The organism is Variovorax sp. dw_954 (assembly GCF_018449755.1).
Taxonomy (GTDB): domain Bacteria; phylum Pseudomonadota; class Gammaproteobacteria; order Burkholderiales; family Burkholderiaceae_C; genus Variovorax.
This window is the reverse complement of record NZ_JAAVVD010000039.1, coordinates 25811-49399: the sequence shown is the minus strand read 5'-3', so window position 1 is coordinate 49399 and position 23589 is coordinate 25811. Positions and strand designations below refer to the sequence as shown.

Below are 23589 nucleotides of genomic sequence, written 5' to 3'. Positions count from 1 at the left end.
CCCCGGGCGCCCCGCCCCCCGGGGCGCCCGCGCGTGCGCCTGCGGGGCGTGCTTCGCGCCGCTCTCCGGCGCGGCCGTTGCGCCGCTCGCCGCCCCGCCCGCCGCGCCCGCCGCGGCGTTGCTCGCCGTCGCGGCCACCCCGGCCTGCGCCGCCTTGGCGGCCATCGCGGCCTTCGCGACGCGGTTGCCGAGGCGTCTCTTCAGCCGCGACCGCCGGGGCGGGCGCCGGTGCTGGCGTCGGCGCCGCGGCTGGCGTGCCGCCAAAGAAGCTCTTGAGTTTGGCGAAGAAGCCGGTTTCGGCCGGCGGCGGCGGCGCAACAGGCACCACGACCGGTGCCGTCGCGACGGGCGCGGGTGCGCGCACGGGCTCGGGCTTCGGCACCGCGACGGGTGCGGGCGCGTCGGGCAGCACGCCCTTGATCACCGGCGTCTGCTTGTTGGTCGGCTCTTGCGAGCGGCGCGTGACCGAGGTCGGATCCTCGAACTCGTCGGCCATCTTGTAGCTGGCGTCGATGTGGTCGAGGCGCGGATCGTCGTGCTTCAGGCGTTCGAGCTTGTAGTTGGGTGTCTCGAGCGTCTTGTTCGGCACCATCAGCACCGTGACGCGCTGCTTGAGCTCGATCTTGGCGATTTCGGGGCGCTTCTCGTTCAACAGGAAGGAGGCCACCTCGACCGGCACTTGCACGTGCACGGCGGCCGTGTTGTCCTTCAGGCACTCCTCCTGGATGATGCGCAGGATCTGGAGCGCGCTCGATTCGGTGTCGCGGATGTGGCCGGAGCCGCCGCAGCGTGGGCAGGGGATCGATGAGCCTTCGCTCAACGCCGGCTTCAGGCGCTGGCGGCTCATTTCCATGAGGCCGAACTTGCTGATCGAGCCGAACTGCACGCGGGCGCGGTCCTGGCGCAGCGCGTCGCGCAGGCGGCTTTCGACTTCGCGGCGATTCTTCGACTCGTCCATGTCGATGAAGTCGATGACGATCAGGCCGCCCAGGTCGCGCAGGCGCATCTGGCGGGCCACTTCGTCGGCGGCTTCGAGGTTGGTGCGGGTGGCGGTCTCTTCGATGTCGCCGCCCTTGATGGCGCGGGCCGAGTTGACGTCCACCGAAACCAGCGCTTCGGTGTGGTCGATCACGATGGCGCCGCCCGACGGCAGCTGCACGGTGCGTGCGTAGGCCGACTCGATCTGGTGCTCGATCTGGAAGCGGCTGAACAGGGCCGCGTCGTCGCGGTAGCGCTTCACGCGAGCGGCATGCTCGGGCATGACATGCGCCATGAACTGCTGCGCCTGGTCGTAGATGTCGTCCGTGTCGATCAGGATGTCGCCGATGTCGTGATTGAAATAGTCACGGATGGCGCGGATGACGAGGCTCGATTCCTGGTAGATCAGGAAGGCGCCCTTGCCGCCCTTGGCCGCGCCGTCGATGGCGCTCCAGAGCTTGAGCAGGTAGTTCAAGTCCCATTGCAGCTCGGGTGCCGAACGGCCTATGCCGGCCGTACGGGCGATGATGCTGGCGCCCTTCGGGTACTCCAGCTGGTCCATCGCTTCCTTGAGCTCGGCCCGGTCGTCGCCCTCGATGCGGCGCGAGACGCCACCGCCGCGCGGATTGTTCGGCATCAGGACGACATAGCGGCCGGCCAGCGAGATGAAGGTGGTGAGTGCCGCCCCCTTGTTGCCGCGCTCTTCTTTTTCGACCTGCACAACCAGTTCCTGGCCTTCGCGGATCGCTTCGTTGATGCGCGCCGAACTGGCCGATACGCCTTCGGCGAAGTACTGCTTCGAGATTTCCTTGAACGGCAGGAAGCCATGGCGGTCTTCGCCGTAGTCGACGAAGCAGGCTTCCAGCGAAGGCTCGACGCGCGTGACGACGGCCTTGTAGATGTTGCCCTTGCGCTGCTCGCGTCCTTCAATTTCGATTTCGTAGTCGAGGAGCTTTTGTCCGTCGACGATGGCCAGGCGGCGTTCTTCGGCCTGCGTGGCATTGATCAGCATCCGCTTCATGATGCGTTGTCCTTGTTTCTATCGTTTTACCGGCCCATGACGGGCGCACGATGCACGGACGACGCTTGCGAAACGAGGGGAATTGCCGCTTGATCCCGCTTGCCCTGGCCGTTCACGCAAAAGCGCAGGCGGCCCGATATTGAACGTCAGCTCAACAAGGACAGTGGGGGTGGGGGCGCGTGGATGGGCGCGAGCCAGATGCGGTGTTGATTAGCTATCTTTTTGATAGCGGGGTGCGCAATGATGGCGCGCTCTGCGGGCGACTCAATGTTTGCAGGCGCGGGCATCAGCCAGCGCAAGCACATTTGAATCAGCAGCATCAACACTAGGGGACTCGCTTTGATCCGCAGACAGCCTGTGGGCCTGCCTGCTGGTATTCCGTATCGGTGTTTCGTTGGGCGTCGGCTTGACTTGGACGCTGCGCCGGCCGCCGTGCGCTCTTGCGTTTGGCTTGCAGGCGACGCGACAAAGCGGCATCGACCTCACAACGCAGACATGAGTGCTCTAAACTTCTGTCTTATCAAGCACTTACACGACCGCGCTGGTGAAAAACATTATAGGTGCGAAGCCCGACACCGCGGCGGCAGAAGTTCGGTTTTTGACGGTTGATACGGAATCTGCCGGTCAGCGACTCGACAACTTCCTGTTCCGCCACCTGAAGGGCGTTCCCAAGACCCATGTCTACCGGATCATCCGGTCGGGGGAGGTGCGCATCAACAAGGGGCGCGTGCAGGCGGAGACGCGCATCGAGGCCGGCGACGTGCTGCGGCTGCCGCCGGTGCGCGTATCGGCCCGGTCCGAGGAGGGCGCCACGCCGCCCGCACCGGCGCGTGAGTTTCCCCTGCTGTATGAGGACGATGCCCTGCTGGCCATCGACAAGCCGGCGGGCGTCGCTGTCCACGGTGGCAGCGGCGTGAGCTTCGGTGTCATCGAGCAGTTGCGAACCGCCCGACCGGGCGCGAAATTCCTGGAACTGGTCCACCGGCTCGACCGGGAAACCTCGGGCGTGTTGCTGGTTGCCAAGAAGCGAAGCGCGCTGGTGGCGTTGCAGGACCAGTTTCGCGAGCGTGAGACCGGCAAGACCTACCTGGCGCTGGTCGACGGCGAATGGCCCGCCTCGAGGAAGGTACTCGACGCTCCCCTCGCCAAATATCTCCTGCCTGACGGGGAGCGCCGCGTGCGTGTGGTCGCCAAGGACCATGCGGATGCGATGCGCGCCGTGACCCTGGTGCGCGTCAAGGCCCGCTTCGCGCTGCCCGGCGAGAGCCATCCGATGTCCTTGCTGGCCGTGACCATCAAGACCGGCCGCACGCACCAGATCCGCGTGCACCTTGCGTCGGAGGGCCACGCGATCTCCGGCGACGACAAGTACGGCAATTTCGAGCGCAATCGCGCCCTGCAGAAGGCGGGCCTGAAGCGAATGTTCCTGCACGCCTGGCGCCTGCAATTCAATCATCCATCCACCGGCGAGCGCATCGCAGTCGAGGCGATGCTTCCGCCGGAACTGGCGCGATTGCTCCCGCCGGCCACCGTTCTCGAACTGTCCAGCCATGACTGACGCCCGCACCCGCCGCTTCGACCTGATCGCCTTCGACTGGGACGGCACGCTGTACGACTCCACGGCGCTGATCGTGCGATCCATCCAGGCGGCCGTGGTCGACGTGGGTGGCGCCAGGCCGTCCGACAAGGACGCGGCCTGGGTCATCGGCCTCGGCCTGGTCGAAGCGCTCGCCAAGGCGGCGCCCGACGTCCCGCGCGAGAAGTACGCCCAGCTCGGTGCGCGCTATCGCCACCACTACATCGGTCACCACAACGACCTGGTGCTGTTCGAAGGCGTGCTGCAGATGCTCGATGCGCTGCGCGCGCGCGGCCACAAGCTTGCCGTCGCCACCGGCAAGTCGCGCAACGGCCTGGACGCGGCACTCGCCACCTCGACCTTGCACGACCGATTCGACAGTTCCCGAACCGCCGACGAGACCGCTGGCAAGCCGCACCCGCGCATGCTGCTGGAATTGATGGAAGAGCTTGCCGTTCCACCCGAACGCACGCTGATGATCGGCGACACCACGCACGACCTTCAACTGGCCCTGAATGCCGGCTGTTCCAGCATCGGCGTGAGCTACGGCGCGCATGAGCCCGATGACTTCGACGCGCTCCATCCGCTGTTCATCGCCCATTCCGTGGCCTCGTTGCAAGACTGGTTGCTCGCCAACGGTTGAGACGCCAGGAAGTTGAAACATCCCATGACCGAGCAAGCGATTCCCCTGTGCAACGCTTCCGACTTGGTCGAAGGCGGGCGTGCCGTGCCGTTCGATGTGGTCTTTCGCGGAGAAAGCTGCCGCGCCTTTGCCATCCGCTTCGAGAAACGACCGCATGCCTTCCTCAATCGCTGCAGCCATGTGGCAATGGAACTCGACTTCCAGCCGGACCGTTTCTTCGATGACACCGGCCAATGGCTGCTCTGCGCCACGCACGGCGCCGTCTACAAGCCGGATACCGGCGAGTGCGCCGGCGGACCCTGCCGCGGCGGCCTGGTCAAGATAGCCCTGAGCGAACGTGACGGCGTGGTGCACTGGCATACTGCCTGGGACCTTCAACCCTTGGCCTTCTAGAGCGGCTTCTCCAAATGACTGACCCCACCCGAAAGGAACCCGAGGGTTTCGAGCCCTTTGAATCCACGGCGCCCCTTGCGGCGTCGCAGGCCGCTGGCAAGAGGGCAGGGCAGGGTGATCCGACGCTGTCCAGCGGATGGGAGCGCGCCACCCTCGAGAAGTTGGCGTTTGCCTCGCTCAACGAGCAGAAGGCGGCGCGCCGATGGCGGACCTTCGTGCGGCTGACCTGGCTGGCGTTCCTGGCGGTCGTGCTCTGGATCGGCCTGTCGCGTGCGACACCGACCACCGCCAAGTCGACAGCCCACACCGCGGTCGTCGAGATCAAGGGTGAAATTGCCAACGGCGCCGATGCCAGTGCCGAAGCCATCGTGGCCTCGATGAAGACGGCATTCGAAGACGACGGCGCCAAGGCTGTCGTGTTGCTGATCAACTCGCCCGGCGGCAGCCCGGTGCAGGCCGGCATCATCAACGACGAGATCAGGCGCATGCGCGCCAAGTACAACAAGCCCGTCTACGCGGTGGTCGAAGAGACATGTGCGTCCGCTGCGTATTACATCGCCGCCGCGACGGACAAGATATTCGTCGACAAGGCCAGCATCGTCGGCAGCATCGGCGTGCTGATGGACGGATTCGGATTCACCGGCACGATGGAAAAGCTCGGCGTCGAGCGGCGCCTGATCATCTCGGGCGAGAACAAGGGCTTCCTCGACCCGTTCAGCCCGATGAACGACGCACAGCGCACCCATGCGCAGCAGATGATCGACCAGATCCACGAGCAGTTCATCAACGTCGTCAAGACGGGGCGCGGTGACCGGCTCAAGTTGCAGACGCCGGGCCTGTTCAGCGGACTGTTCTGGAGCGGCCAGCAGGCCGTCGAGCTCGGCCTGGCAGACCAGCTTGGCAATGTCGACTTCGTGGCGCGCGAAGTGGTCAAGGCCGAAGAGGTGATCGACTACACGCGGCGCGACAACGTGGCGGAAAAGCTGGCCAAGAAGTTTGGCGCCGCGATGGGTGACGCCACCGTCCGCGCCCTGCGCCTGTCGCCCGGCGTGCGCTGATCTTCAACCCTGCGGCGGCGCGTCGACGCGCCGAGCCGAGGCGGCGAGTGCGACCGCAAAGCCGACCACCAGCCACAGCGCCCACCCGAGCGAACTGACGCGTGCCACGAAGCCGATCGCGGGTGGCCCGGCCATGAACCCCAGGTACGCCGCGGCCGAGACAGCCGCGATGCCGCGCGCCGGGTCCACCCCCGGCACCCGCGCCGCCGCCGAGAAAAGAATGGGCACCACGTTGGCAAACCCCACGCCTACGCCGGCAAATCCGACCAGCGCGAGCCAGGGCTGGCGCGCGACGAGCACCAGGGCCATGGCCGCCGCCGCCAACACCGCGCTCCCGCGCAACAGCACGGCCGGTGCAAAGCGAGCCCGCATGGCATCGCCGCCGAATCGGGCCGCAGCCATGGCGGCGGAAAAACTTGCATAGGCGAGGGCGGCCTGGCCCTGCGGGCTGCCGAGTTCCTGCTGGAGGTACAGCACGCTCCAGTCGTAGATCGCACCTTCGGCGATCAGCCCCAACGCTGCGAGAACGCCGAGGATGACCAGCGCACCGCGCGGCAAGCTGAATCCCTCGGCCACAGGCGACGCGGAGGAGGTCGCCGCTCGAGGCAGCATGTATTGCGACGCCAGCAGGATCGCGAGCGCAGTCACGCCCGCCACCCAGAGCAGATGCGTTTGCGGCGACATTCCCGCCGCGAGCGCGGCGCCGCCGGTCATGGCGCCGGCCATGCCGCCCAGGCTGAACATGCCATGCATGCCGCTCATCAGGGTGCCGCCATCGAGCAGTTCCAGCTTCGCGGCTTCGGTGTTGATGGCCACGTCGAACACACCGGTGGCGATGCCGAACACGGCCAACAACCCAAGCAGCGCGCCATACCCCGGCATGACGATCAACGCGGCGATCAGCAAGGCATAGACCGTGCCGCAGAGTCGCGCCGTGTCGCGTGCGCCATAGCGGCCGATCCAGTGGCCGGCGCGGGACAGGCCGGCCAGCGCGCCGAACCCCGCCGCCAGCATGGCGAATCCCAACTGTGCCTCGTCGACAGCGTAGTGGCCCTTGACGGTCGGGATATGCACGCCCCAGGTCGCGAATATGAAACCCGACGCGAAGAACTGCGTGCGCGAAGCCCAACGGGTGCCGGCGCCGATCCCGCCGCCCACAGGTCAGCGCCCGATCGCGAAGACGGCCGGCAGGCGGTCTTCGGACTGCCCGGGAGCCGCGCGCCAGCCCTTGATGGTGTCGCTGCGCACGCTCGCTCCCGCCAGCGTCAACCCCCGTGCGATGGCCAGCCGCGTGTTGAGCTGCAAGGTTTGCACGAGCGCTTGCTGCAAGGCGGCATTGCGATAGGGCGTCTCGATGAAGAGCTGGGTTTGGCCGGTGCGCAGCGCCAGCGTTTCCAGTTCGCGGATGCGCTGGTTGCGTGCACCGGGCTCTTGCGGCAAGTAGCCGACGAACGCGAAGTTCTGGCCGTTGAGGCCGCTCGCGGCCAGTGCCAGCAACAACGACACCGGCCCCGTCAGCGGCACGACGGCAATGCCAAGATCGTGTGCCGCACGTGCGACCGACGAGCCCGGGTCGGCCACGGCCGGCATGCCGGCTTCGCTGAGCAGGCCGATGTCATGGCCGTTCAGCGCGGCCGCCAGCAAGGGCCGAGCGTCGAACTGTCCGGCATGGTCACCCTTCTTGTGCACATCGCGCGGCAGTTCGGTGATCTCTTGCGCCTGCAATGATGCGGCCAAGGGCGCGACAGCGTCGATGCGCTTGAGGTACGCACGCGCCGACTTTGCGTTCTCGCAAATCCAGTGCGTGATCGCCGCTGCCTTCTGCAAGGTGCCGAGGGGCAGGGCGTCCTGCAAGGGCGCCTGGTCGTCGCAGCCGAAATCCAGCGGCGCCGGCACGAGGTAGAGCGTGCCCCGGCTCATAGCAGGTCCACGCCCGCGGCGCGCAACATGCGGCAGGTGCGGATCAGCGGCAGGCCGACCAGCGCACTGGGGTCATCGCTGTCGATCGATTCCAGCAGGGCAATGCCCAGCCCTTCGCTCTTCGCGCTGCCTGCACAGTCGTAGGGCTGTTCGAGGCGCAAATAGCGCTCGATTGCAGCGTCGTCGAGATTGCGGAACACCACGCGCACAGGTGCAATGTCTTGTTGTGCGAAGTGGGTGGCCTGGCACACCACGGCCACGGCGGTCTGGAAAACAAGGGTCTGTCCGCGCATGCGCTGCAACTGTGCGGTTGCGCGCTGGTGATCACCGGGTTTGCCGAGCGATTCACCGGCGAGGTCGGCCACTTGGTCGGAACCAATCACGACGGCCTCCGGAAAGCGCCGGGCGACCGCGCGCGCCTTCTCCAGGGCCAATCGGCTCGCGAGCGCGCCGGGGCTTTCGCCGGGAAGCGGGGTTTCGTCGACTTCGGGCGCATGCACTTCAAAGGGCAGGCGCAGGCGATTCATCAACTCGCGCCGATAGCGCGACGTGGAGGCAAGGATCACGGTGCGTTGCATAGGCCTGATTGTGGGGGACGGGCCGGCAACGAGTTCTCCCGCATGGCCTGGCGCACGCCACCCCCGGGATTGACCTGCATTGGCTTAGACTGCCCGCGATGACCAGAGAATTTGCCCCCCGACGCCTTGACGTTGCTGCCTTTGCAGAAGACGGCGTCACCTTGTCCGGCCACACGCCCCTGCTCGACTTCACCCGCCTGGCGGCTGAAACCACCGGCGTGTCGCCGGATGCGGAGGTGACATGGACGGCGGAAGGCGAGCAGCGTACCGGCGTGACCGGCGCCCCGGACGCCTGGCTGCATCTGGAAGCCGACGCGGTGGTGCCGCTAGTCTGTCAACGATGCCTGGCGCCGGTGGACATCGGCTTGAGCGTTGATCGCTGGTTTCGATTCGTCAGGGACGAGGAAACGGCGGCAATCGAGGACGAGGAGTCAGAGGAAGACATCCTCGTGACCAGCCGGGATTTCGATCTCCACGCGTTGATCGAGGACGAACTGCTGATGGAAATCCCGGTCACGCCTCGCCACGACGCCTGTCCGGACGCTCCCCCGTTGTCCGCAGCGGATGCCGATTTCGACGTTGCCGACGGCTCCAGGCCCAACCCCTTCGCGGTGCTCGGCAAGTTGCGCGGTGGCAAGCCGGAGTAGCCTCGTGCACGGTCGACTTGGCTCCTTCGACGAGCTTGGGCTATAATCATGGGCTTCGCGCGCTTCGCCTTTGATTTACTGGCCCCATGCCGGTTGCAGCAATTCCGGCAATGCCGGCTAACTGTTGACAGTACGCCGGGCGCACCTCCACTAACCTTTTTCCAGTCCAGGAGCCACCATGGCAGTCCAGCAAAACAAGAAGTCGCCTTCGAAGCGCGGCATGCACCGTTCACACAACGCATTGGACGTGCCCGGCATCGCTGTCGAGCCGACCACCGGCGAAACCCATCTGCGTCACCACATCAGCCCCAACGGCTTCTATCGTGGCCGCAAGGTGCTGAAGACCAAGTCCGAAGCCTGACGCCCCGTTTCGACGCCAAGGCCCGAAGCTACTTTTGCTGTAGCGTCGGGCCTTTGTCTTGATGCTCACGTCCGCTGCCCCCACGCCGGCGTCCGCCGCAATCACGCTTGCCGTCGATTGCATGGGCGGCGACCATGGCCCGCGCGTCACGCTTGCCGCCTGTCGTGCCTTCCTCGATCGTCATCAGGACGCATCGCTGCTGCTGGTCGGAGCGCCTGCCGCGCTGGCGGGCCTGACCCATCCACGTGCCCGCGTCGTGCCGGCCAGCGAAGTCGTCGGCATGGACGACCCGATCGAGATCGCCCTGAGGAGGAAGAAGGATTCCTCGATGCGCATCGCGATCCAGCAAGTCAAGGATGGTGCCGCGCAAGCGGCGATATCTGCTGGCAACACGGGCGCATTGATGGCGATCGCGCGTTATCTGCTAAAAACGCTCGAAGGTATAGACCGGCCTGCCATCGCCCCGCAGATGCCCAACAGCAAGGGTGGCGCCACCACGGTGCTCGACCTCGGAGCCAATGTGGATTGCGATGCGGAAGACCTGCTCCAGTTCGCAGTGCTCGGATCGGCGCTGGTTTCCGCGCTCACCGGCAATGATTCCCCCACCGTTGGCCTGCTGAACATCGGCGAGGAAGCCATCAAGGGCAGCGAGGTCATCAAGAAGGCCGGTCAGTTGCTGAAAATGGCGGGCGACTCGGGCGACCTGAATTTCTTCGGCAATGTTGAAGGCAACGACATTTTCAAGGGCACCACGGACATCGTCGTCTGCGATGGCTTCGTCGGAAACGTCGCTTTGAAGGCTACGGAGGGCGTCGCCGCAATGATCGTCGACTTCCTCCGGCAAGAGTATTCCAGCGGCATATTCAGCAAAGTGGCCGCGATCGTCTCGTATCCGGTCCTAAAATCCCTCAAGAAGCGGCTCGATCATCGCCGCTACAACGGCGCGGCATTGCTCGGATTGCGCGGCCTGGTGTTCAAGAGCCACGGCTCCGCCGACGAGGTCGCGTTCGGGCATGCGCTGGATCGCGCTTATGATGCCGCTCGCAACAACCTGCTCGAACGCGTGCGGGCCCGCATCGCCCACGCCGCGCCACTTCTTGCGCGGCAAGAGCCAGCGGCGCCGGCCGAAGCGGCGGCAATCCACGCTTGATGACCCTCTATTCGCGAATCACCGGCACCGGCAGCTTTCTACCGCCCCGACGAGTGACCAATGATGACCTCGCGAAGCAACTCGCTTCGCATGGCATCGAAACCTCTGATCAATGGATCATCGAGCGCACCGGTATCCGCGCGCGTCACTTCGCAGATCCAGGCGTCAACTCCAGCGACCTGGGGTTGGAGGCCGCTCGAAAGGCGCTCGAGGCGGCGGGCCGCACCGCTGGCGACGTCGACTTGATCATCGTGGCGACGTCCACGCCAGACATGGTGTTCCCCTCGTCAGCCGCGATCCTGCAGCACAAGCTCGGCATTGCCGGTTGTGCCGCATTCGACGTGCAAGCCGTGTGCAGCGGCTTCGTCTACGCGCTGACTGTCGCCGACGCCTTGATTCGCACCGGCACCGCGAAGTGTGCCTTGGTGGTTGGCGCGGAAGTGTTCTCGCGCATTCTCGACTTCAACGACCGCACCACCTGCGTCCTGTTCGGCGACGGCGCCGGCGCGGTGGTGCTCGAGGCCAGCGAGGAGCCCGGCATCCTGGCCAGCGATTTGCACGCCGACGGCAAGCATGTCGGCATTCTTTGCGTACCGGGGCATGTGTCTGGCGGCGAGGTGCTGGGCAAGCCGCTGCTGCACATGGACGGCCAGGCAGTCTTCAAGCTGGCGGTGCGGGTGCTGGAGGAATCGGCGCGGACGACGCTGGCCAAGGCCGGCAAGACCGAAGCCGATATCGACTGGCTCATTCCGCACCAGGCGAACATCCGCATCATGGAGGGCACCACGAAGAAGCTGAAGCTGTCGCGCGACAAGCTCATCGTGACGGTGCATGAGCACGGCAATACGTCGGCTGCATCGATTCCGCTCGCACTCGATGACGCCGTACGCAGCGGCAAGGTGAAGAAGGGGGACACCTGCATGCTGGAAGGCGTGGGTGGGGGCTTCACCTGGGGTGCGGTGCTATTGAATTATTGAGCGTGAGGCGCCCGCAAGAAGGGCGCGCCACGCGACTGGAGACATGACAACGATGACGTCCTTCGCATTTGTTTTTCCGGGCCAGGGCTCGCAGGCCGTCGGCATGCTCGACGCCTGGGGTGATCACCCGGCCGTTCGCCAAACGCTTCAGGAAGCCTCCGATGCGCTCGGCGAAGATGTTGCCAAGCTGATTCATGAAGGCCCCAAGGAAGCGCTCGGCCTGACGACGAACACCCAGCCGGTGATGCTGGTGGCCGGCGTGGCTGCCTGGCGCGCCTGGCTCGCCGAGGGTGGTGCGCAGCCGTCCGTCGTCGCCGGCCATTCGCTGGGCGAGTATTCGGCGTTGGTTGCCGCTGGCGTGCTCAGCCTGGCCCAAGCCGCACCGCTCGTGCGATTTCGTGCCGACGCGATGCAGAAGGCCGTGCCCGTCGGTGCCGGCGCGATGGCAGCCATCCTTGGCATGGATTCCGCCAAGGTCATCGCGGGTTGCGCCGAGGTGACGGCGAGCTTTGGCTCGGGCAGCGCCGAAGTCGTCGAAGCGGTCAACTTCAATGATCCGATGCAAACAGTGATCGCCGGCAGCAAGGCTGCAGTCGAAAAGGCTTGCGAAGTGCTGAAGGCCAGCGGCGCCAAACGTGCTTTGCCGCTGCCGGTGTCGGCCCCGTTCCATTCGAGCCTGATGAAGCCGGCCGCCCTGGCGCTGCGCGAGAGACTCGCGACGATAGAACTGACAGCCCCCCGGATTCCGGTGCTCAACAACATCGATGTGGCGGTCGAGACCGAGCCATCGCGGATCCGCGAGGCGCTGGTGCGACAGGCGGCCGGCCCGGTGCGCTGGGTCGAGAGTGTCCAGGCGTTGAAGGCACGCGGCGTCACGGCCATCATCGAATGCGGCCCTGGCCGCGTTCTGGCCGGGATGGCCAAGCGGATTGCGCCCGACCTGGCTGCGGCCTCGGTCTACGACCCTGCAACGCTTGCCGAAACCCATACCCTGTTGAGCACCACAGCATGAGCAGCATCCAGTTCGAAGGTCAGATTGCCCTGGTGACGGGCGCATCACGCGGCATTGGCGCCGCGATTGCGCTGGAACTGGCGCAGCGTGGACTCAAGGTCATTGGCACCGGCACCACGGAAGAGGGCGCCCAGAAGATCACTGCGGCGCTTGGCGCCTACGGTGGCCGCGGCCGCGCGCTGGACGTGAACGAGGGGCCGGCCGTCGATGCGCTCGTCGACGAGATCGTCAAGGCCTATGGCGGCCTGCACGTGCTGGTCAACAACGCCGGCATCACGCGCGACATGCTGGCCGCGCGCCTCAAGGACGAGGACTGGGACGCGGTGCTGAACACCAACCTGCGCTCCGTCTTCCGCATCTCGCGCGCCGTCATCAAGCCCATGATGAAGCAGCGCTATGGCCGCATCATCAGCATCACCAGCGTGGTGGGAGCGTCGGGCAATGCGGGCCAAGCCAACTACGCGGCCGCCAAGGCCGGGGTGGCCGGCATGACCCGAGCGCTCGCGCGCGAGCTGGGCAGCCGTGCCATCACCGTGAATTGCGTGGCGCCCGGCTTCATCGAAACCGACATGACGGCCAAGCTTCCCGAGGCGGCGCAGCAAGCGCTGCTGGGCCAGATCCCGCTGGGCCACTTGGGCAAGCCGGCCGACATCGCGAATGCCGTGGCGTACCTCGCGTCGCCGCAAGCGGGATATGTGACAGGGCAGGAACTGCACGTCAATGGCGGCATGCATATGTAAGCAAGGGCAAGGGCCCTGCTTTTCATCGGACGGCGAGCTGCGGCAAATGCCACAATTCGGCCGGCTAAAATCCAACGATTCTTTACAACCCTCAGAGGGAACCAAATGAGCGATATCGAAGCACGAGTCAAGAAAATCATTGCCGAACAACTCGGTGTGGAAGAGTCCCAAGTGACCAACGAGAAGGCCTTCGTGGCCGACCTCGGCGCCGATTCGCTCGACACTGTTGAACTCGTGATGGCCCTCGAAGACGAATTCGGCATCGAGATCCCCGACGAGGATGCCGAGAAGATCACCACGGTGCAAAACGCCGTCGACTACGCCTCCAAGAATCAAAAGGCCTGACAGGCCACGCTGACGACCGTCCGGGCCCTCGGCGCACCTTTGCACCCTGCGCGCCCCGACACGGTTTCCAACGCATCCAGAAAGGTTTGCCGGCATGACCAAACGCCGCGTCGTCGTGACCGGACTCGGTTGCATCGCTCCTGTCGGAAACTCCGTTGCCGAAAGCTGGACCAACTTGTTGGCCGGCAAGACGGGCATCGACACGATCACCAGTTTCGATGCGAGCCCCTTCGCCTGCAAATTCGCAGGCGAGGTCAAGGGTTTCGACATCACACAATACATCCCCGAGAAGGAAGCGCGTCACATGGACCGCTTCATCCACCTCGGGATGGCTGCGGCCATGCAGGCCGTGGTCGACAGCGGATTGCCCACGGGCGAGGCCTTGTCGCATGAAGAAGCCGTTCGAATCGGCTGCAACATCGGCTCGGGCATCGGCGGACTTCCGCTGATCGAGGAGACGCATGCCGAACTGGTGAACCGCGGCCCGCGCCGTGTCTCGCCATTCTTCGTGCCGGCGTCGATCATCAACATGATCTCGGGCCATGTGTCGATCAAGTACGGCTTCAAGGGCCCGAACATCGCAGTGGTCACCGCGTGCACCACCGGCCTCCATGCGATCGGCCTGTCGGCCCGCATGATCGAGTACGGCGATGCCGACGTCATGATCGCAGGGGGCGCCGAGTCCACCGTCTCTCCGCTCGGCATTGGCGGCTTTGCGGCCGCACGTGCGCTCAGCACGCGCAATGACGACCCGAAGACCGCGTCCCGTCCGTGGGACAAGGACCGCGACGGCTTCGTGCTGGGCGAGGGCGGGGGCGTGCTGGTGCTCGAGGAATACGAGCGCGCGAAGGCGCGCGGCGCCAAGATCTATGCCGAGGTGCTCGGCTTTGGAATGAGCGCCGATGCGTATCACATGACCGCGCCCAACGTCGACGGCCCAAAGCGCTCGATGGACATGGCTTTGGCCAATGCGGGCGTCAACAGGGACGAAGTGCAATACCTCAATGCGCATGGCACCTCCACGCCGCTCGGCGACCTGAACGAGACCAACGCGATCAAGAACTGCTTCGGCGAGCACGCGAAGAAACTGGTGGTGAACTCCACCAAGTCGATGACAGGCCACTTGCTTGGCGGTGCGGGCGGCATCGAGTCGGTCTTCACCGTGCTCGCGCTGCACCACCAGAAAAGTCCGCCGACGATCAATATCTTCAACCAGGACCCGGAGTGCGACCTGGACTATTGCGCCAACGAGGCGCGGGACATGAAGATCGACATCGCGGTCAAGAACAACTTCGGCTTCGGCGGCACCAACGGCACGCTGGTGTTCAAGCGGGCTTGAGTCTTCGGGAATCCCCATGCACAGCGCCCCATCGGTGAGCTATCCGATGGGGCGCTCGCGCATTGCGGCGCGCCTCCTGGTGGCGATCTGGGCGGCGGGTGCTTGCTGCGCAGGCTGGGTGTGCTGGCAGGTGGGTGCCCAGGGTTGGCGAGGGCCTGTGCTCGCATTCAGCGTGCTGCTGGCGGCGCTCGGCGCCAGGGCGTTGCTGGAGCGCCAGCGTCCGGGGGAGTTGCGTTTCGACGGGCGCGGCTGGCAGATGACGGGCGCGGCTAACCTCCGCGCAGCGCGCCTGACGCCGGCGCTCGATTTCCAGTCCCTGATGCTGGTGCGCATTTGGGCGCCGAAGCAGCGCAGCCGCTGGCAGTGGCTGGAGCGCGGCAGTGCCCCCGAACGCTGGCTGGCACTGCGCCGTGCGGTATATTCGCGCGCCTCGCCGGCTGAACCCGACGGGCCAGCCGCTGCGCCGCAGCCATCGGCGCCGCAGGGCGCCTCGCAAGACTCTCCATGACCGCATCCGCGCCGCCACCCGTGCCACCCGAGACGGGTTCGATTGCCGATCCCGCAGCAGGTCCGCGGCCGGGCGAGGTTGATTTCCAGTTGGTCCAGCGCACCGTCGCAGGTGACCACAAGGCGTTCGAATTGCTGGTGCTCAAGTACCAGCGCCGGATCGAGCGGCTCATCGGCCGCATGGTGCGCGATGTCGACCTGGTCGAAGACATCGCCCAGGAGACCTTCATCCGGGCGTATCGTGCGTTGCACCAGTTTCGCGGCGAGGCCCAGTTCTACACTTGGCTCTACCGCATTGCCGTCAACACCGCCAAGAAGGCGCTGGTCGACATGAAGCGCGATCCGACCGTGTCCGAAAGCGCATTGCGGCCATCTTCCGAAGACGAAGATGAAACTTACCGCCCGACAAACGAACCAACCACCGACGAAACCCCCGAAACGGTGCTGGCGGCCCAGGAGATCGCAAGTGCGGTCGAGGCTGCCATGGATGCGCTGCCGGCCGAATTGCGCCAGGCAGTGACGCTGCGCGAGATCGAGGGCATGAGTTACGAAGAGATTGCCGAGGTCATGAATTGTCCGATCGGCACTGTGCGCTCGCGGATCTTCCGTGCGCGCGAGGCGATATCGGCGCGGGTCAAACCGCTGCTCGACAACCAGTCCGGCAAACGTTGGTAAGCAGGGTGAAAGAGATGAACCATCCATCAGACAGTATTCGCGAACAGGTGTCCGCCTTGGCGGACGGGCAGTTGAAGGGCCAGGCCTTCGCCGAGGCCGTTGCCGACATCGGCGTGCAGGAGGAATTGCGGGCCACCTGGCGCACCTACCACCTGGTCGGCGATGTGCTGCGCTCGGGCTCGCATGCGCCTTGCAGCGACAGCGACGCATTCCTGGCCAAGCTTCAGCAACGCCTTGCGCACGAGCCGCCGCTGCGGCTTGCCGTGCCCGTGGCGCCGGCGGCGGTTGCGCTGCCGCTGCGCGCCGAGCCGGCCAACGAGCCGGTGTTCCGGTGGAAGCTCGTCGCGGGCGCCGCCTCGTTGGTGGCGGTGGCGGCGATCGGCTGGAGCCTGGCCAGCACGCTGGGCGGCGCGCCGGCTGGCGCCCAGATGGCGCAAGTGCAACCGTTGCAGCAGCCGGAGGCGCAAGTGCCGCCACTGCCTCCGGCAGGCTCGGTGCTGGCGGCGGCGGACCCGCATGCGACGAGCGCCGTCGCCGTGCCGACCCGCGTGCAGGTCGGCAACGGTGCGCCGCAGGTGATGTTGCGGGACGCCCGGCTCGATGAGTTGCTTGCCGCGCACCAGCAGGCGGGTGGCGGCTCGCAGATGCCGTCGATGTTCCTGCGCAATGCCACGTTCGAAGGGCCGTCGCGCTGATCGTGCTGTCCCGTCTCGTCGCAATGACTGCTTGGCCGTCGACGGTCGCACGCCGGGCCGCGTTGGCTTTGACCGTGCTCTGCCTGTGGCAGGTGGCATCCGCACAGGTGCATGGTGCGCGGCCCGCTGTCCCGCCGACCGACAAGGGAGCGTCGCCAGGCCTTGCGACCGACCCGCCTCCGTCCATGGGCGTGGTCGAGTGGCTGCAGCGCATGCGGTCGGCGTCGCGCCAGCGCAGCTATGTCGGCACCTTCGTGGTGTCGGCCGCAGTCGGCAACCTGTCCAGCGCGCGCATCTGGCATGTCTGCGAAGGCGACCAGCAGATGGAGCGCATCGAGGCGCTTTCCGGCGTGCCTCGCACGACATTCCGCCGCAACGACAAGGTGATGACCTTCCTGCCCGAAAGCCGGGTGGCCCGGAGCGAGCGCCGCGAGAACCTCGAGCTGTTCCCGAACCTGCTGGGCGCGCCGGATTCCTCGCTGGGCGAGTTGTACAGCGCGCGGGTCACCGGCCGCGACCGCGTGGCCGGCTTCGATGCCGACGTGGTGCAGTTGGTGCCGCGCGACACGCTGCGCTTCGGCTATCGCGTGTGGAGCGAGCGTCGTTCAGGTCTGGTCGTCAAGTTGCAGACACTGGACAGTGAAGGCAATGTGGTCGAACAATCTGCGTTCTCGGAGCTTCAGCTCGACGCGCCGATCAAGATGCACACGCTGTCGCAGATGATGGCCGGCACGGCCGGCTACAAGGTCGAGAAGTCCGAGTTGCAGCGCACCACGGCCCAGTCGGAAGGATGGGTCTTGAAGTCACCGGTCGCGGGCTTCAAGCCGCTCAGCTGCTATCGGCGCGCCATGGGTGGAAGCACGAACGGCGAAAATACCCTGCAATGGACCTTCTCGGATGGACTGGCGTCGGTGTCGCTGTTCCTCGAGCCCTACGATGCGCAGCGGCGTTCGCAGGAGGTCGTGCTGACGCTCGGCGCCACTTATACGTTGACGCGCCGGCTCACCGACAAGAATGGTGATTGGTGGCTGACGGCCGTGGGCGAGGTGCCGCCGCAGACACTCGAGGCCTTTGCACAAGGATTGGCGCGAACGCATTGAACGCGCCCGTTGTCGAACCTTTTGGACGCCCCATATTCACAAGACCGTCTCGTGGTTCGTTCTCGCTCATTGTTCAGTTGAAAGAAAACATGATGATTTTCAAGGTTGAGGGAAGTCGCATCCGCGCAGCGCTGCTGGCATTCGCACTGGCGGGAACCGCGAGCGCCACCTTCCTGCCGGCGACTTCCGCGCATGCGCAGACGCGCACGCTGCCGGACTTCACCGATCTGGTCGATCAGGTCGGGCCGTCCGTGGTCAACATCCGCACCATCGAGAAGGTCACCCAGCGTGGCAACAGCCCGGAGATGGACGAGGAGATGCAGGACTTCTTCCGGCGCTTCTTCGGGCAGCCGATGCCGGGCCAGCCGCGCCAGGGCCCGCGCCAGAACCGGCCGCAGCAGCCCCCGGAAGAAGAACGCGAACGTCCGCGCGGCGTGGGCTCCGGCTTCATCCTGACGGGCGACGGCTATGTGATGACCAACGCCCATGTGGTGGAAGACGCATCCGAAGTGCTGGTCACACTGACGGACAAGCGCGAGTTCAAGGCGCGGATCGTGGGCGCCGACAAGCGCACCGACGTTGCCGTGGTGAAGATCGAGGCCACCGGCCTGCCGGCAGTGAAGATCGGCGACATCAGCCGGCTGCGCGTGGGCGAATGGGTGATGGCCATCGGCTCGCCGTTCGGACTCGAGAACACCGTCACCGCAGGCATCGTGAGCGCCAAGCAGCGCGATACCGGCGACTACCTGCCCTTCATTCAGACCGACGTGGCCATCAACCCCGGCAACTCGGGCGGCCCGCTCATCAACATGCGCGGCGAAGTGGTTGGCATCAACAGCCAGATCTATTCGCGCTCGGGCGGCTTCATGGGCATCTCGTTCTCGATTCCCATCGACGAAGCGATTCGCGTGAGCGAGCAGCTGCGCACCAATGGCCGCGTGTCGCGCGGACGCATCGGCGTGCAGATCGACCAGGTCACGAAGGACGTGGCCGAGTCGATCGGCCTTGGCAAGGCGCAAGGCGCGTTGGTGCGCAGTGTCGAAGCGGGCTCGCCGGGCGAGAAGGGCGGCGTGGAACCGGGCGACATCATCACCAGGTTCGACGGCAAGTCGATCGAGAAGCCGAGCGACCTGCCGCGACTGGTGGGCAATACGAAGCCCGGCACGAAGAGCACGCTCACGGTGTTCCGCCGCGGCGCGTCGCGCGATCTCACGGTCGTCATTGCCGAGATCGAGCCCGACAAGCCGGCCAAGCGCGCTTCGAATGATCGCGAGGAGCCAGTGCCCAAGTCGACCGCATCCGCCGCGGCGAAATCGCTGGGCCTCGCAGTGAGCGACCTCAATGATGCGCAGAAGAAGGAGCTCAAGCTCAAGGGCGGGGTGAAGGTGGACGCCGCGACCGAGGGAGCAGCGCGCGCCGGTTTGCGCGAGGGCGACGTGATCCTGGCGGTGGCCAACACCGAGGTTGCGAACATGAAGGAGTTTGAAGGCGCGATTGGCAAGGCCGACAGATCCAAGGCCGTCAGCGTGCTGTTCCGCCGCGGCGAGTGGGCCCAATATGCGCTGATCCGACCCGCGCGCTGAGGCTCGCGCGGCGTCAAGTGGCCCCAACCATTAGTCGGGATTGGGGCCTTTTTTTGCATCTTTCGGCCTACTTGCCACGCCCTTGGAAATTTTTTTTGACCTTGAAAACGCCTCAAGTGTAGTTTGCGCTCGCTAACTTGATATTGGGCTAATGATGGTTTTCAGTAGAATAGGCGTGCCTTTGGGCCGACTGCACGCATAAGCGTGGAACGGCTTCTCCACGATGCGAGATTCCAGCCATCCGTCCACTGGTGCTCCACAGATCACCCACAAGTTGTTAAGAGAGTGCTCCACCTACCCTGTGGATAACATGTATATAAGTTAGATGTTGCTGACCTGCAACGACCCGTCGAGAGCCCGTCCCCGCATGTACGCGACCCCCTTTTTGCCTACAATGAAGTTCCAACTACTGCAGTTGCCATTGCTTGTTGGTTCAGGGCGCGTCTCCAGCAGACGCGCCCTTTTTTCTTGCCCCACCCCTTCTGCGTGCAAGGCAATTCAAGTACTTAAGCGTTCCCCTTGATGAATCACATCAGAAATTTCTCCATCATTGCGCACATCGACCACGGCAAGTCGACGCTCGCAGACCGCCTGATTCAACGTTGCGGTGGCCTCGCTGAACGCGACATGGAAGCGCAGGTCCTGGATTCGATGGACATCGAGAAAGAGCGTGGGATAACCATCAAGGCACAGACCGCTGCGCTGCATTACAAGGCACTCGATGGCAAGGTCTACAACCTCAATCTGATCGATACACCGGGCCATGTCGACTTCTCTTATGAAGTGAGTCGATCGCTCTCTGCATGCGAAGGCGCATTGCTCGTCGTCGATGCATCGCAAGGTGTCGAAGCGCAGACAGTGGCCAACTGCTACACAGCGCTCGACCTCGGTGTTGAAGTAGTGCCTGTGCTCAACAAGATGGATCTGCCGAATGCAGACCCCGACAACGCGCGCACCGAGATCGAAGACGTGATCGGCATCGATGCCACCGATGCGATCCCGTGCTCCGCGAAGACCGGCATGGGCATCGAGGAGATTCTCGAGGCGGTGGTCGCGCGCGTGCCGCCGCCGAAGGGCAATCCCGATGCGGCGCTGCGCGCGATGATCATCGACAGCTGGTTCGATGCGTACGTCGGCGTGGTGATGCTGGTGCGCGTGGTCGATGGTCGCCTGGCCAAGGGCGAGCGCATCAAGATGATGGCCTCGGGCGCGATGTACAACGCCGACAGCCTTGGTGTCTTCACGCCGAACAACGAGCCACGTGAATCGCTCGAAGCGGGCGAGGTGGGCTACATCATCGCGGGCATCAAGGAACTGCAGGCCGCGAAGGTCGGCGACACCGTGACGCTCATCAAGGCCGGCACCGGTGGCGCGGCTTTCACAGCAACCGAGCCCTTGCCCGGCTTCAAGGAAATCCAGCCCCAGGTCTTTGCCGGCCTGTACCCGACCGAGGCCAGCGAGTACGAGTCGCTGCGCGACGCGCTCGAGAAGCTCAAGCTCAACGACTCGTCGCTGCACTACGAGCCCGAGGTGAGCCAGGCGTTGGGCTTCGGATTCCGCTGCGGCTTCCTGGGCCTGCTGCACATGGAGATCGTGCAGGAGCGCCTCGAGCGCGAGTTCGACCAGGACCTGATCACCACCGCGCCGAGCGTGGTCTACCAGGTGGTCAAGACCGGCGGCGAGGTGATCATGGTCGAGAACCCGTCGAAGATGCCCGACGTCGGCAAGATGATGGAGATCCGCGAGCCCATCGTCACGGTGCACCTCTACATGCCGCAGGAATACGTCGGCGTGGTGATGACGCTGGCCAACCAGAAGCGCGGCATCCAGATGAACATGGCGTACCACGGCCGCCAGGTGATGCTGACCTACGAGATGCCGCTCGGCGAGATCGTGCTCGATTTCTTCGACAAGCTGAAGTCGGTGAGCCGAGGCTATGCATCCATGGACTATGAGTTCAAGGAGTACCGGGCCTCCGACGTCGTCAAGGTCGACATCCTGCTCAACGGCGAGAAGGTCGATGCTCTCTCCATCATCGTGCACCGCAGCCAGAGCCAGTACCGCGGCCGCGCGGTGGTGGGCAAGATGCGCGAGATCATTTCCAGGCAGATGTACGACGTTGCCATCCAGGCGGCGATCGGAGTCAACATCATTGCGCGTGAGACAATCAAGGCCCTCCGCAAGAACGTGCTCGCCAAGTGCTATGGCGGTGACGTGTCGCGCAAACGCAAGCTGCTCGAAAAGCAGAAAGCGGGCAAGAAGCGCATGAAGCAGATTGGCTCCGTGGAAGTTCCGCAAGAGGCCTTTCTCGCGATCCTGCAAGTCGAGGATTGATGCTCCCCACCAGGCTCCGCGGCACCTTGTGTCGCTCCTCCAACCCCTTGCCGGGGCCAACACCAGCGGCACGGCAGAGCCGGCTCCGCGGTGTTCCCGGCATGACGGCGCGCCAGTTTCATATGGCACGCGCGGCGCAATTTGCATCGAACTAAAAAGATGGCCTTTCTTACCTCCGTGATCCTCGCCGCGTTCGTCGGCTACATCGGCGCCTGGTACTTCGGCGCGGTCGAAGGCAACTTCGCGCTGCTGCTGTTCCTGGCCAGCGTGGTCACCGGCCTCTACTGGCTGGCCGAGCGCTTCTATTTCCTGCCGCGGCGTGCAAAGGCGGCGGCCGTCTACGAAGCCTCGCTCGGCGCGCGCAACGAGCGACTGGCGCAGCAGGGCATCACGAAGGTCGACACGGTCGACGACAAGGCGCGCGAACGCCTGTTGATGCAGCCCTGGTGGCTGGACTGGACCGCGGGGCTGTTCCCGGTGATCGTGGCGGTGTTCCTGCTGCGCTCCTTCCTGTTCGAGCCGTTCAAGATCCCTTCAGGCTCGATGATGCCGACCCTGCTGACCGGCGACCTGATCCTGGTCAACAAGTTCACCTACGGCCTGCGCCTGCCGGTGCTCAACACCAAGATCACCCAGGGGACGCCGCCGGCGCGCGGCGATGTGATGGTGTTCCGCTATCCGCCCAAGCCGAGCATGGACTACATCAAGCGCGTGGTGGGCGTACCGGGCGATGAGGTGGCCTACCTGAACAAGAAGCTGACCATCAATGGGCAACCGGTCAGCAAGACGCCATTGCCGCCGTACTTCGGCGACAGCAATGACGACAAAGACACCTACATGAAGGAAACGCCCCAGTTCGAGGAGGTGCTTGGCGACAAGAAGCACAAGATCCTCAACAACGACAGTCGCCGGGCCGGCCTGTCGGAAGCCGAGGTGATTCCGTTCGAAGGCCAGGGCGACTGCCGCTACAACGTGGAGGGCGTGGTTTGCAAGGTGCCGCCGGGCCACTACTTCATGATGGGCGACAACCGGGACAATTCGGCGGACTCCCGCTACTGGGGTTTCGTGCCGGACCAGAACATCGTCGGGCGAGCGTTTTTCGTCTGGATGAACTTCGGCAACTGGAAGCGCATCGGCGGCTTCGAGTAGAAGGGTGAATATTTCTACTGCGGACGCCGATCTCGGGCCTGCGGTCCTCACCGCACGAAAGTGCGGTTCCGGTCCGCGAACCGGCCTCCTGGCTGGCGCCCTCGCTACGAAATCTTCACACCTTCTGGGCGCTGCAAGCGGCTCAACAGAGGGGGCGCCTAGCCCGGGCAGGCCGTCTGATCGATGCCGAATGGCGGATCAAGTCGTTACCGAACCGTGACATTTGTCGTTACAGTGTTGACGGTTTGATTCGCAAGGTATTGGCGGGCACCCTGTTTCCCATGTGGCGAGCGCGACAATCCCCGTCGCGCATGCCCGGGATTCGTGTCCGGCCAATGTCGCGCGAGCAGGCCTTTCAAGCATGAGTGGATCTCGTCCGGTCGCATTCGCGCCGTTCAACGAGCAAGCAACATTATTCGAAGGACAGAGGGCAATGAGGGCATATCGGTCGACTCCAAGAGACAAGCAGCGCGGCATTTCGTTCATCGGACTCCTGTTCGTGGCCATCGTGCTGGCTTGCGTGGGCGTGGTGGTGGCGCAGGTGATTCCGACATTGGTCGAATACCAGGCCATCGACAAGGCGGCCAACAAGGCCAAGGAAGGCGTGACCGTCCCCGAGGTGCGTTCCATCTTCGATCGTGCCCAGGCCATCGACGACTTCAAGCTGTCCGGCAAGGACATCGTCGTTGAAAAGGTGGGCGAGAAGGTGGTCGTCTCGTATTCGTACGAGCGCGAGATCCATCTGTTCGGACCTGCGTACCTGACGATGAAATACAAGGGCCAATCGCGCTGAATGTCGTGAGCAATC

Annotated in this window: 24 protein-coding genes; 20 read left to right on the top strand and 4 right to left on the bottom strand. The window is 64.8% G+C overall.

All coding sequences use genetic code 11. From position 1 onward, the window contains the following. Window positions 1–1999 (bottom strand): Rne/Rng family ribonuclease (locus tag HB681_RS35350; RefSeq protein WP_256735228.1); only part of this gene is annotated, 1999 nt, incomplete at its 3' end. Between the two features lie 544 nt (window positions 2000–2543). On the opposite strand from HB681_RS35350, the gene HB681_RS35345 reads away from it, so the two are divergent. The 4 genes from HB681_RS35345 to HB681_RS35330 are packed head-to-tail and all read left to right on the top strand — an operon-like array spanning window position 2544 to window position 5669. Further along, window positions 2544–3557: an RluA family pseudouridine synthase gene (locus tag HB681_RS35345; RefSeq protein WP_213959558.1), complete on the top strand. Its 1014-nt coding sequence runs from the start codon at window positions 2544–2546 to the stop codon at window positions 3555–3557. Continuing rightward, a complete protein-coding gene (locus HB681_RS35340; protein WP_213959557.1) occupies window positions 3550–4218 on the top strand; it encodes an HAD-IA family hydrolase in 669 nt (222 codons plus the stop codon). Before HB681_RS35345 ends, HB681_RS35340 begins: the two co-directional genes overlap by 8 nt. A 24-nt stretch (window positions 4219–4242) precedes the next feature. Next, window positions 4243–4611, top strand: coding sequence for a Rieske 2Fe-2S domain-containing protein (locus HB681_RS35335; RefSeq protein ID WP_213959556.1), 369 nt, complete (start codon window positions 4243–4245; stop codon window positions 4609–4611). 14 nt (window positions 4612–4625) lie between these two features. Continuing rightward, window positions 4626–5669, top strand: coding sequence for a S49 family peptidase (locus tag HB681_RS35330; protein ID WP_213959555.1), 1044 nt, complete (start codon window positions 4626–4628; stop codon window positions 5667–5669). Between the two features lie 3 nt (window positions 5670–5672). Here the strand turns inward: HB681_RS35330 and HB681_RS35325 are convergent, their stop codons facing one another. Genes HB681_RS35325 through HB681_RS35315 form a run of 3 tightly spaced genes read right to left on the bottom strand, consistent with a single transcriptional unit; the run spans window position 5673 to window position 8167 of the window. Next, window positions 5673–6827, bottom strand: coding sequence for an MFS transporter (locus HB681_RS35325; RefSeq protein ID WP_213959554.1), 1155 nt, complete (start codon window positions 6825–6827; stop codon window positions 5673–5675). Window positions 6828–6830: 3 nt separating this feature from the next. Then, window positions 6831–7589: an SAM-dependent methyltransferase gene (locus HB681_RS35320; RefSeq protein WP_213959553.1), complete on the bottom strand. Its 759-nt coding sequence runs from the start codon at window positions 7587–7589 to the stop codon at window positions 6831–6833. After that, entirely contained in the window at window positions 7586–8167 is a 582-nt protein-coding gene (locus tag HB681_RS35315; RefSeq protein WP_213959552.1) for a Maf family nucleotide pyrophosphatase, read from the bottom strand. Before HB681_RS35315 ends, HB681_RS35320 begins: the two co-directional genes overlap by 4 nt. Before the next feature lie 98 nt (window positions 8168–8265). Here HB681_RS35315 and HB681_RS35310 point away from each other — a divergent pair, with 98 nt between their 5' ends. The 16 genes from HB681_RS35310 to HB681_RS35235 all read left to right on the top strand — a co-directional run bounded on the left by HB681_RS35310 (window position 8266) and on the right by HB681_RS35235 (window position 23574). After that, complete coding sequence (locus tag HB681_RS35310) at window positions 8266–8814, top strand: DUF177 domain-containing protein (RefSeq protein ID WP_213959551.1); 549 nt, start codon at window positions 8266–8268, stop codon at window positions 8812–8814. 178 nt (window positions 8815–8992) lie between these two features. Beyond that, entirely contained in the window at window positions 8993–9175 is a 183-nt protein-coding gene (rpmF, locus tag HB681_RS35305; protein ID WP_213959550.1) for a 50S ribosomal protein L32, read from the top strand. Between the two features lie 61 nt (window positions 9176–9236). Next, window positions 9237–10325, top strand: coding sequence for a phosphate acyltransferase PlsX (plsX, locus tag HB681_RS35300; protein ID WP_213959562.1), 1089 nt, complete (start codon window positions 9237–9239; stop codon window positions 10323–10325). Next, window positions 10325–11302, top strand: a complete 978-nt coding sequence (locus HB681_RS35295; protein WP_213959549.1) for a beta-ketoacyl-ACP synthase III — start codon at window positions 10325–10327, stop codon at window positions 11300–11302. The genes plsX and HB681_RS35295 overlap by 1 nt, the downstream gene beginning before the upstream one ends. 52 nt (window positions 11303–11354) lie before the next feature. Next, on the top strand, window positions 11355–12314 hold the full coding sequence (gene fabD, locus HB681_RS35290) for an ACP S-malonyltransferase (protein ID WP_213959548.1): 960 nt from the start codon (window positions 11355–11357) through the stop codon (window positions 12312–12314). Continuing rightward, entirely contained in the window at window positions 12311–13054 is a 744-nt protein-coding gene (gene fabG / locus HB681_RS35285) for a 3-oxoacyl-ACP reductase FabG (RefSeq protein WP_213959547.1), read from the top strand. Before fabD ends, fabG begins: the two co-directional genes overlap by 4 nt. 105 nt (window positions 13055–13159) lie before the next feature. After that, window positions 13160–13399: an acyl carrier protein gene (acpP, locus tag HB681_RS35280; protein ID WP_140843300.1), complete on the top strand. Its 240-nt coding sequence runs from the start codon at window positions 13160–13162 to the stop codon at window positions 13397–13399. Between the two features lie 94 nt (window positions 13400–13493). Next, window positions 13494–14738: a beta-ketoacyl-ACP synthase II gene (fabF, locus tag HB681_RS35275; protein ID WP_213959546.1), complete on the top strand. Its 1245-nt coding sequence runs from the start codon at window positions 13494–13496 to the stop codon at window positions 14736–14738. 16 nt (window positions 14739–14754) lie between these two features. After that, window positions 14755–15246 carry a hypothetical protein gene (locus HB681_RS35270; RefSeq protein WP_213959545.1) on the top strand — a complete coding sequence of 164 codons (492 nt, stop codon included), beginning with the start codon at window positions 14755–14757 and terminating at the stop codon, window positions 15244–15246. Continuing rightward, window positions 15243–15920: an RNA polymerase sigma factor RpoE gene (gene rpoE, locus HB681_RS35265; protein ID WP_218628392.1), complete on the top strand. Its 678-nt coding sequence runs from the start codon at window positions 15243–15245 to the stop codon at window positions 15918–15920. Before HB681_RS35270 ends, rpoE begins: the two co-directional genes overlap by 4 nt. A gap of 14 nt (window positions 15921–15934) precedes the next feature. Next, window positions 15935–16615 carry a sigma-E factor negative regulatory protein gene (locus tag HB681_RS35260; protein ID WP_213959544.1) on the top strand — a complete coding sequence of 227 codons (681 nt, stop codon included), beginning with the start codon at window positions 15935–15937 and terminating at the stop codon, window positions 16613–16615. 23 nt (window positions 16616–16638) lie between these two features. After that, complete coding sequence (locus HB681_RS35255) at window positions 16639–17715, top strand: MucB/RseB C-terminal domain-containing protein (RefSeq protein ID WP_213959543.1); 1077 nt, start codon at window positions 16639–16641, stop codon at window positions 17713–17715. Window positions 17716–17807: 92 nt separating this feature from the next. Beyond that, the gene (locus tag HB681_RS35250; RefSeq protein WP_213959560.1) at window positions 17808–19298 is read left to right on the top strand and encodes a DegQ family serine endoprotease; all 1491 of its coding nucleotides are present in this window, start codon (window positions 17808–17810) and stop codon (window positions 19296–19298) included. Between the two features lie 522 nt (window positions 19299–19820). After that, on the top strand, window positions 19821–21632 hold the full coding sequence (gene lepA, locus HB681_RS35245) for a translation elongation factor 4 (protein ID WP_213959542.1): 1812 nt from the start codon (window positions 19821–19823) through the stop codon (window positions 21630–21632). 159 nt (window positions 21633–21791) lie between these two features. Further along, a complete protein-coding gene (gene lepB, locus HB681_RS35240) occupies window positions 21792–22781 on the top strand; it encodes a signal peptidase I (RefSeq protein WP_213959541.1) in 990 nt (329 codons plus the stop codon). A 433-nt stretch (window positions 22782–23214) separates the two neighbouring features. Next, window positions 23215–23574 carry a DUF4845 domain-containing protein gene (locus tag HB681_RS35235; protein ID WP_213959540.1) on the top strand — a complete coding sequence of 120 codons (360 nt, stop codon included), beginning with the start codon at window positions 23215–23217 and terminating at the stop codon, window positions 23572–23574. The last annotated feature ends 15 nt before the right edge of the window (window positions 23575–23589 follow it).

Coding starts and splice junctions, on each gene's coding strand:
- HB681_RS35315 (WP_213959552.1), bottom strand. CDS start 8,167: ATGCAACGCACCGTGATCCTTGCCTCCACGTCGCGCTATCGGCGCGAG.
- plsX (WP_213959562.1), top strand. CDS start 9,237: ATGCTCACGTCCGCTGCCCCCACGCCGGCGTCCGCCGCAATCACGCTT.
- lepA (WP_213959542.1), top strand. CDS start 19,821: ATGAATCACATCAGAAATTTCTCCATCATTGCGCACATCGACCACGGC.
- HB681_RS35330 (WP_213959555.1), top strand. CDS start 4,626: ATGACTGACCCCACCCGAAAGGAACCCGAGGGTTTCGAGCCCTTTGAA.
- rpoE (WP_218628392.1), top strand. CDS start 15,243: ATGACCGCATCCGCGCCGCCACCCGTGCCACCCGAGACGGGTTCGATT.
- HB681_RS35320 (WP_213959553.1), bottom strand. CDS start 7,589: ATGAGCCGGGGCACGCTCTACCTCGTGCCGGCGCCGCTGGATTTCGGC.
- lepB (WP_213959541.1), top strand. CDS start 21,792: ATGGCCTTTCTTACCTCCGTGATCCTCGCCGCGTTCGTCGGCTACATC.
- HB681_RS35260 (WP_213959544.1), top strand. CDS start 15,935: ATGAACCATCCATCAGACAGTATTCGCGAACAGGTGTCCGCCTTGGCG.
- rpmF (WP_213959550.1), top strand. CDS start 8,993: ATGGCAGTCCAGCAAAACAAGAAGTCGCCTTCGAAGCGCGGCATGCAC.
- HB681_RS35295 (WP_213959549.1), top strand. CDS start 10,325: ATGACCCTCTATTCGCGAATCACCGGCACCGGCAGCTTTCTACCGCCC.
- HB681_RS35255 (WP_213959543.1), top strand. CDS start 16,639: ATGACTGCTTGGCCGTCGACGGTCGCACGCCGGGCCGCGTTGGCTTTG.
- HB681_RS35340 (WP_213959557.1), top strand. CDS start 3,550: ATGACTGACGCCCGCACCCGCCGCTTCGACCTGATCGCCTTCGACTGG.
- HB681_RS35250 (WP_213959560.1), top strand. CDS start 17,808: ATGATTTTCAAGGTTGAGGGAAGTCGCATCCGCGCAGCGCTGCTGGCA.
- HB681_RS35310 (WP_213959551.1), top strand. CDS start 8,266: ATGACCAGAGAATTTGCCCCCCGACGCCTTGACGTTGCTGCCTTTGCA.
- fabG (WP_213959547.1), top strand. CDS start 12,311: ATGAGCAGCATCCAGTTCGAAGGTCAGATTGCCCTGGTGACGGGCGCA.
- HB681_RS35335 (WP_213959556.1), top strand. CDS start 4,243: ATGACCGAGCAAGCGATTCCCCTGTGCAACGCTTCCGACTTGGTCGAA.
- HB681_RS35235 (WP_213959540.1), top strand. CDS start 23,215: ATGAGGGCATATCGGTCGACTCCAAGAGACAAGCAGCGCGGCATTTCG.
- fabF (WP_213959546.1), top strand. CDS start 13,494: ATGACCAAACGCCGCGTCGTCGTGACCGGACTCGGTTGCATCGCTCCT.
- fabD (WP_213959548.1), top strand. CDS start 11,355: ATGACGTCCTTCGCATTTGTTTTTCCGGGCCAGGGCTCGCAGGCCGTC.
- acpP (WP_140843300.1), top strand. CDS start 13,160: ATGAGCGATATCGAAGCACGAGTCAAGAAAATCATTGCCGAACAACTC.
- HB681_RS35270 (WP_213959545.1), top strand. CDS start 14,755: ATGCACAGCGCCCCATCGGTGAGCTATCCGATGGGGCGCTCGCGCATT.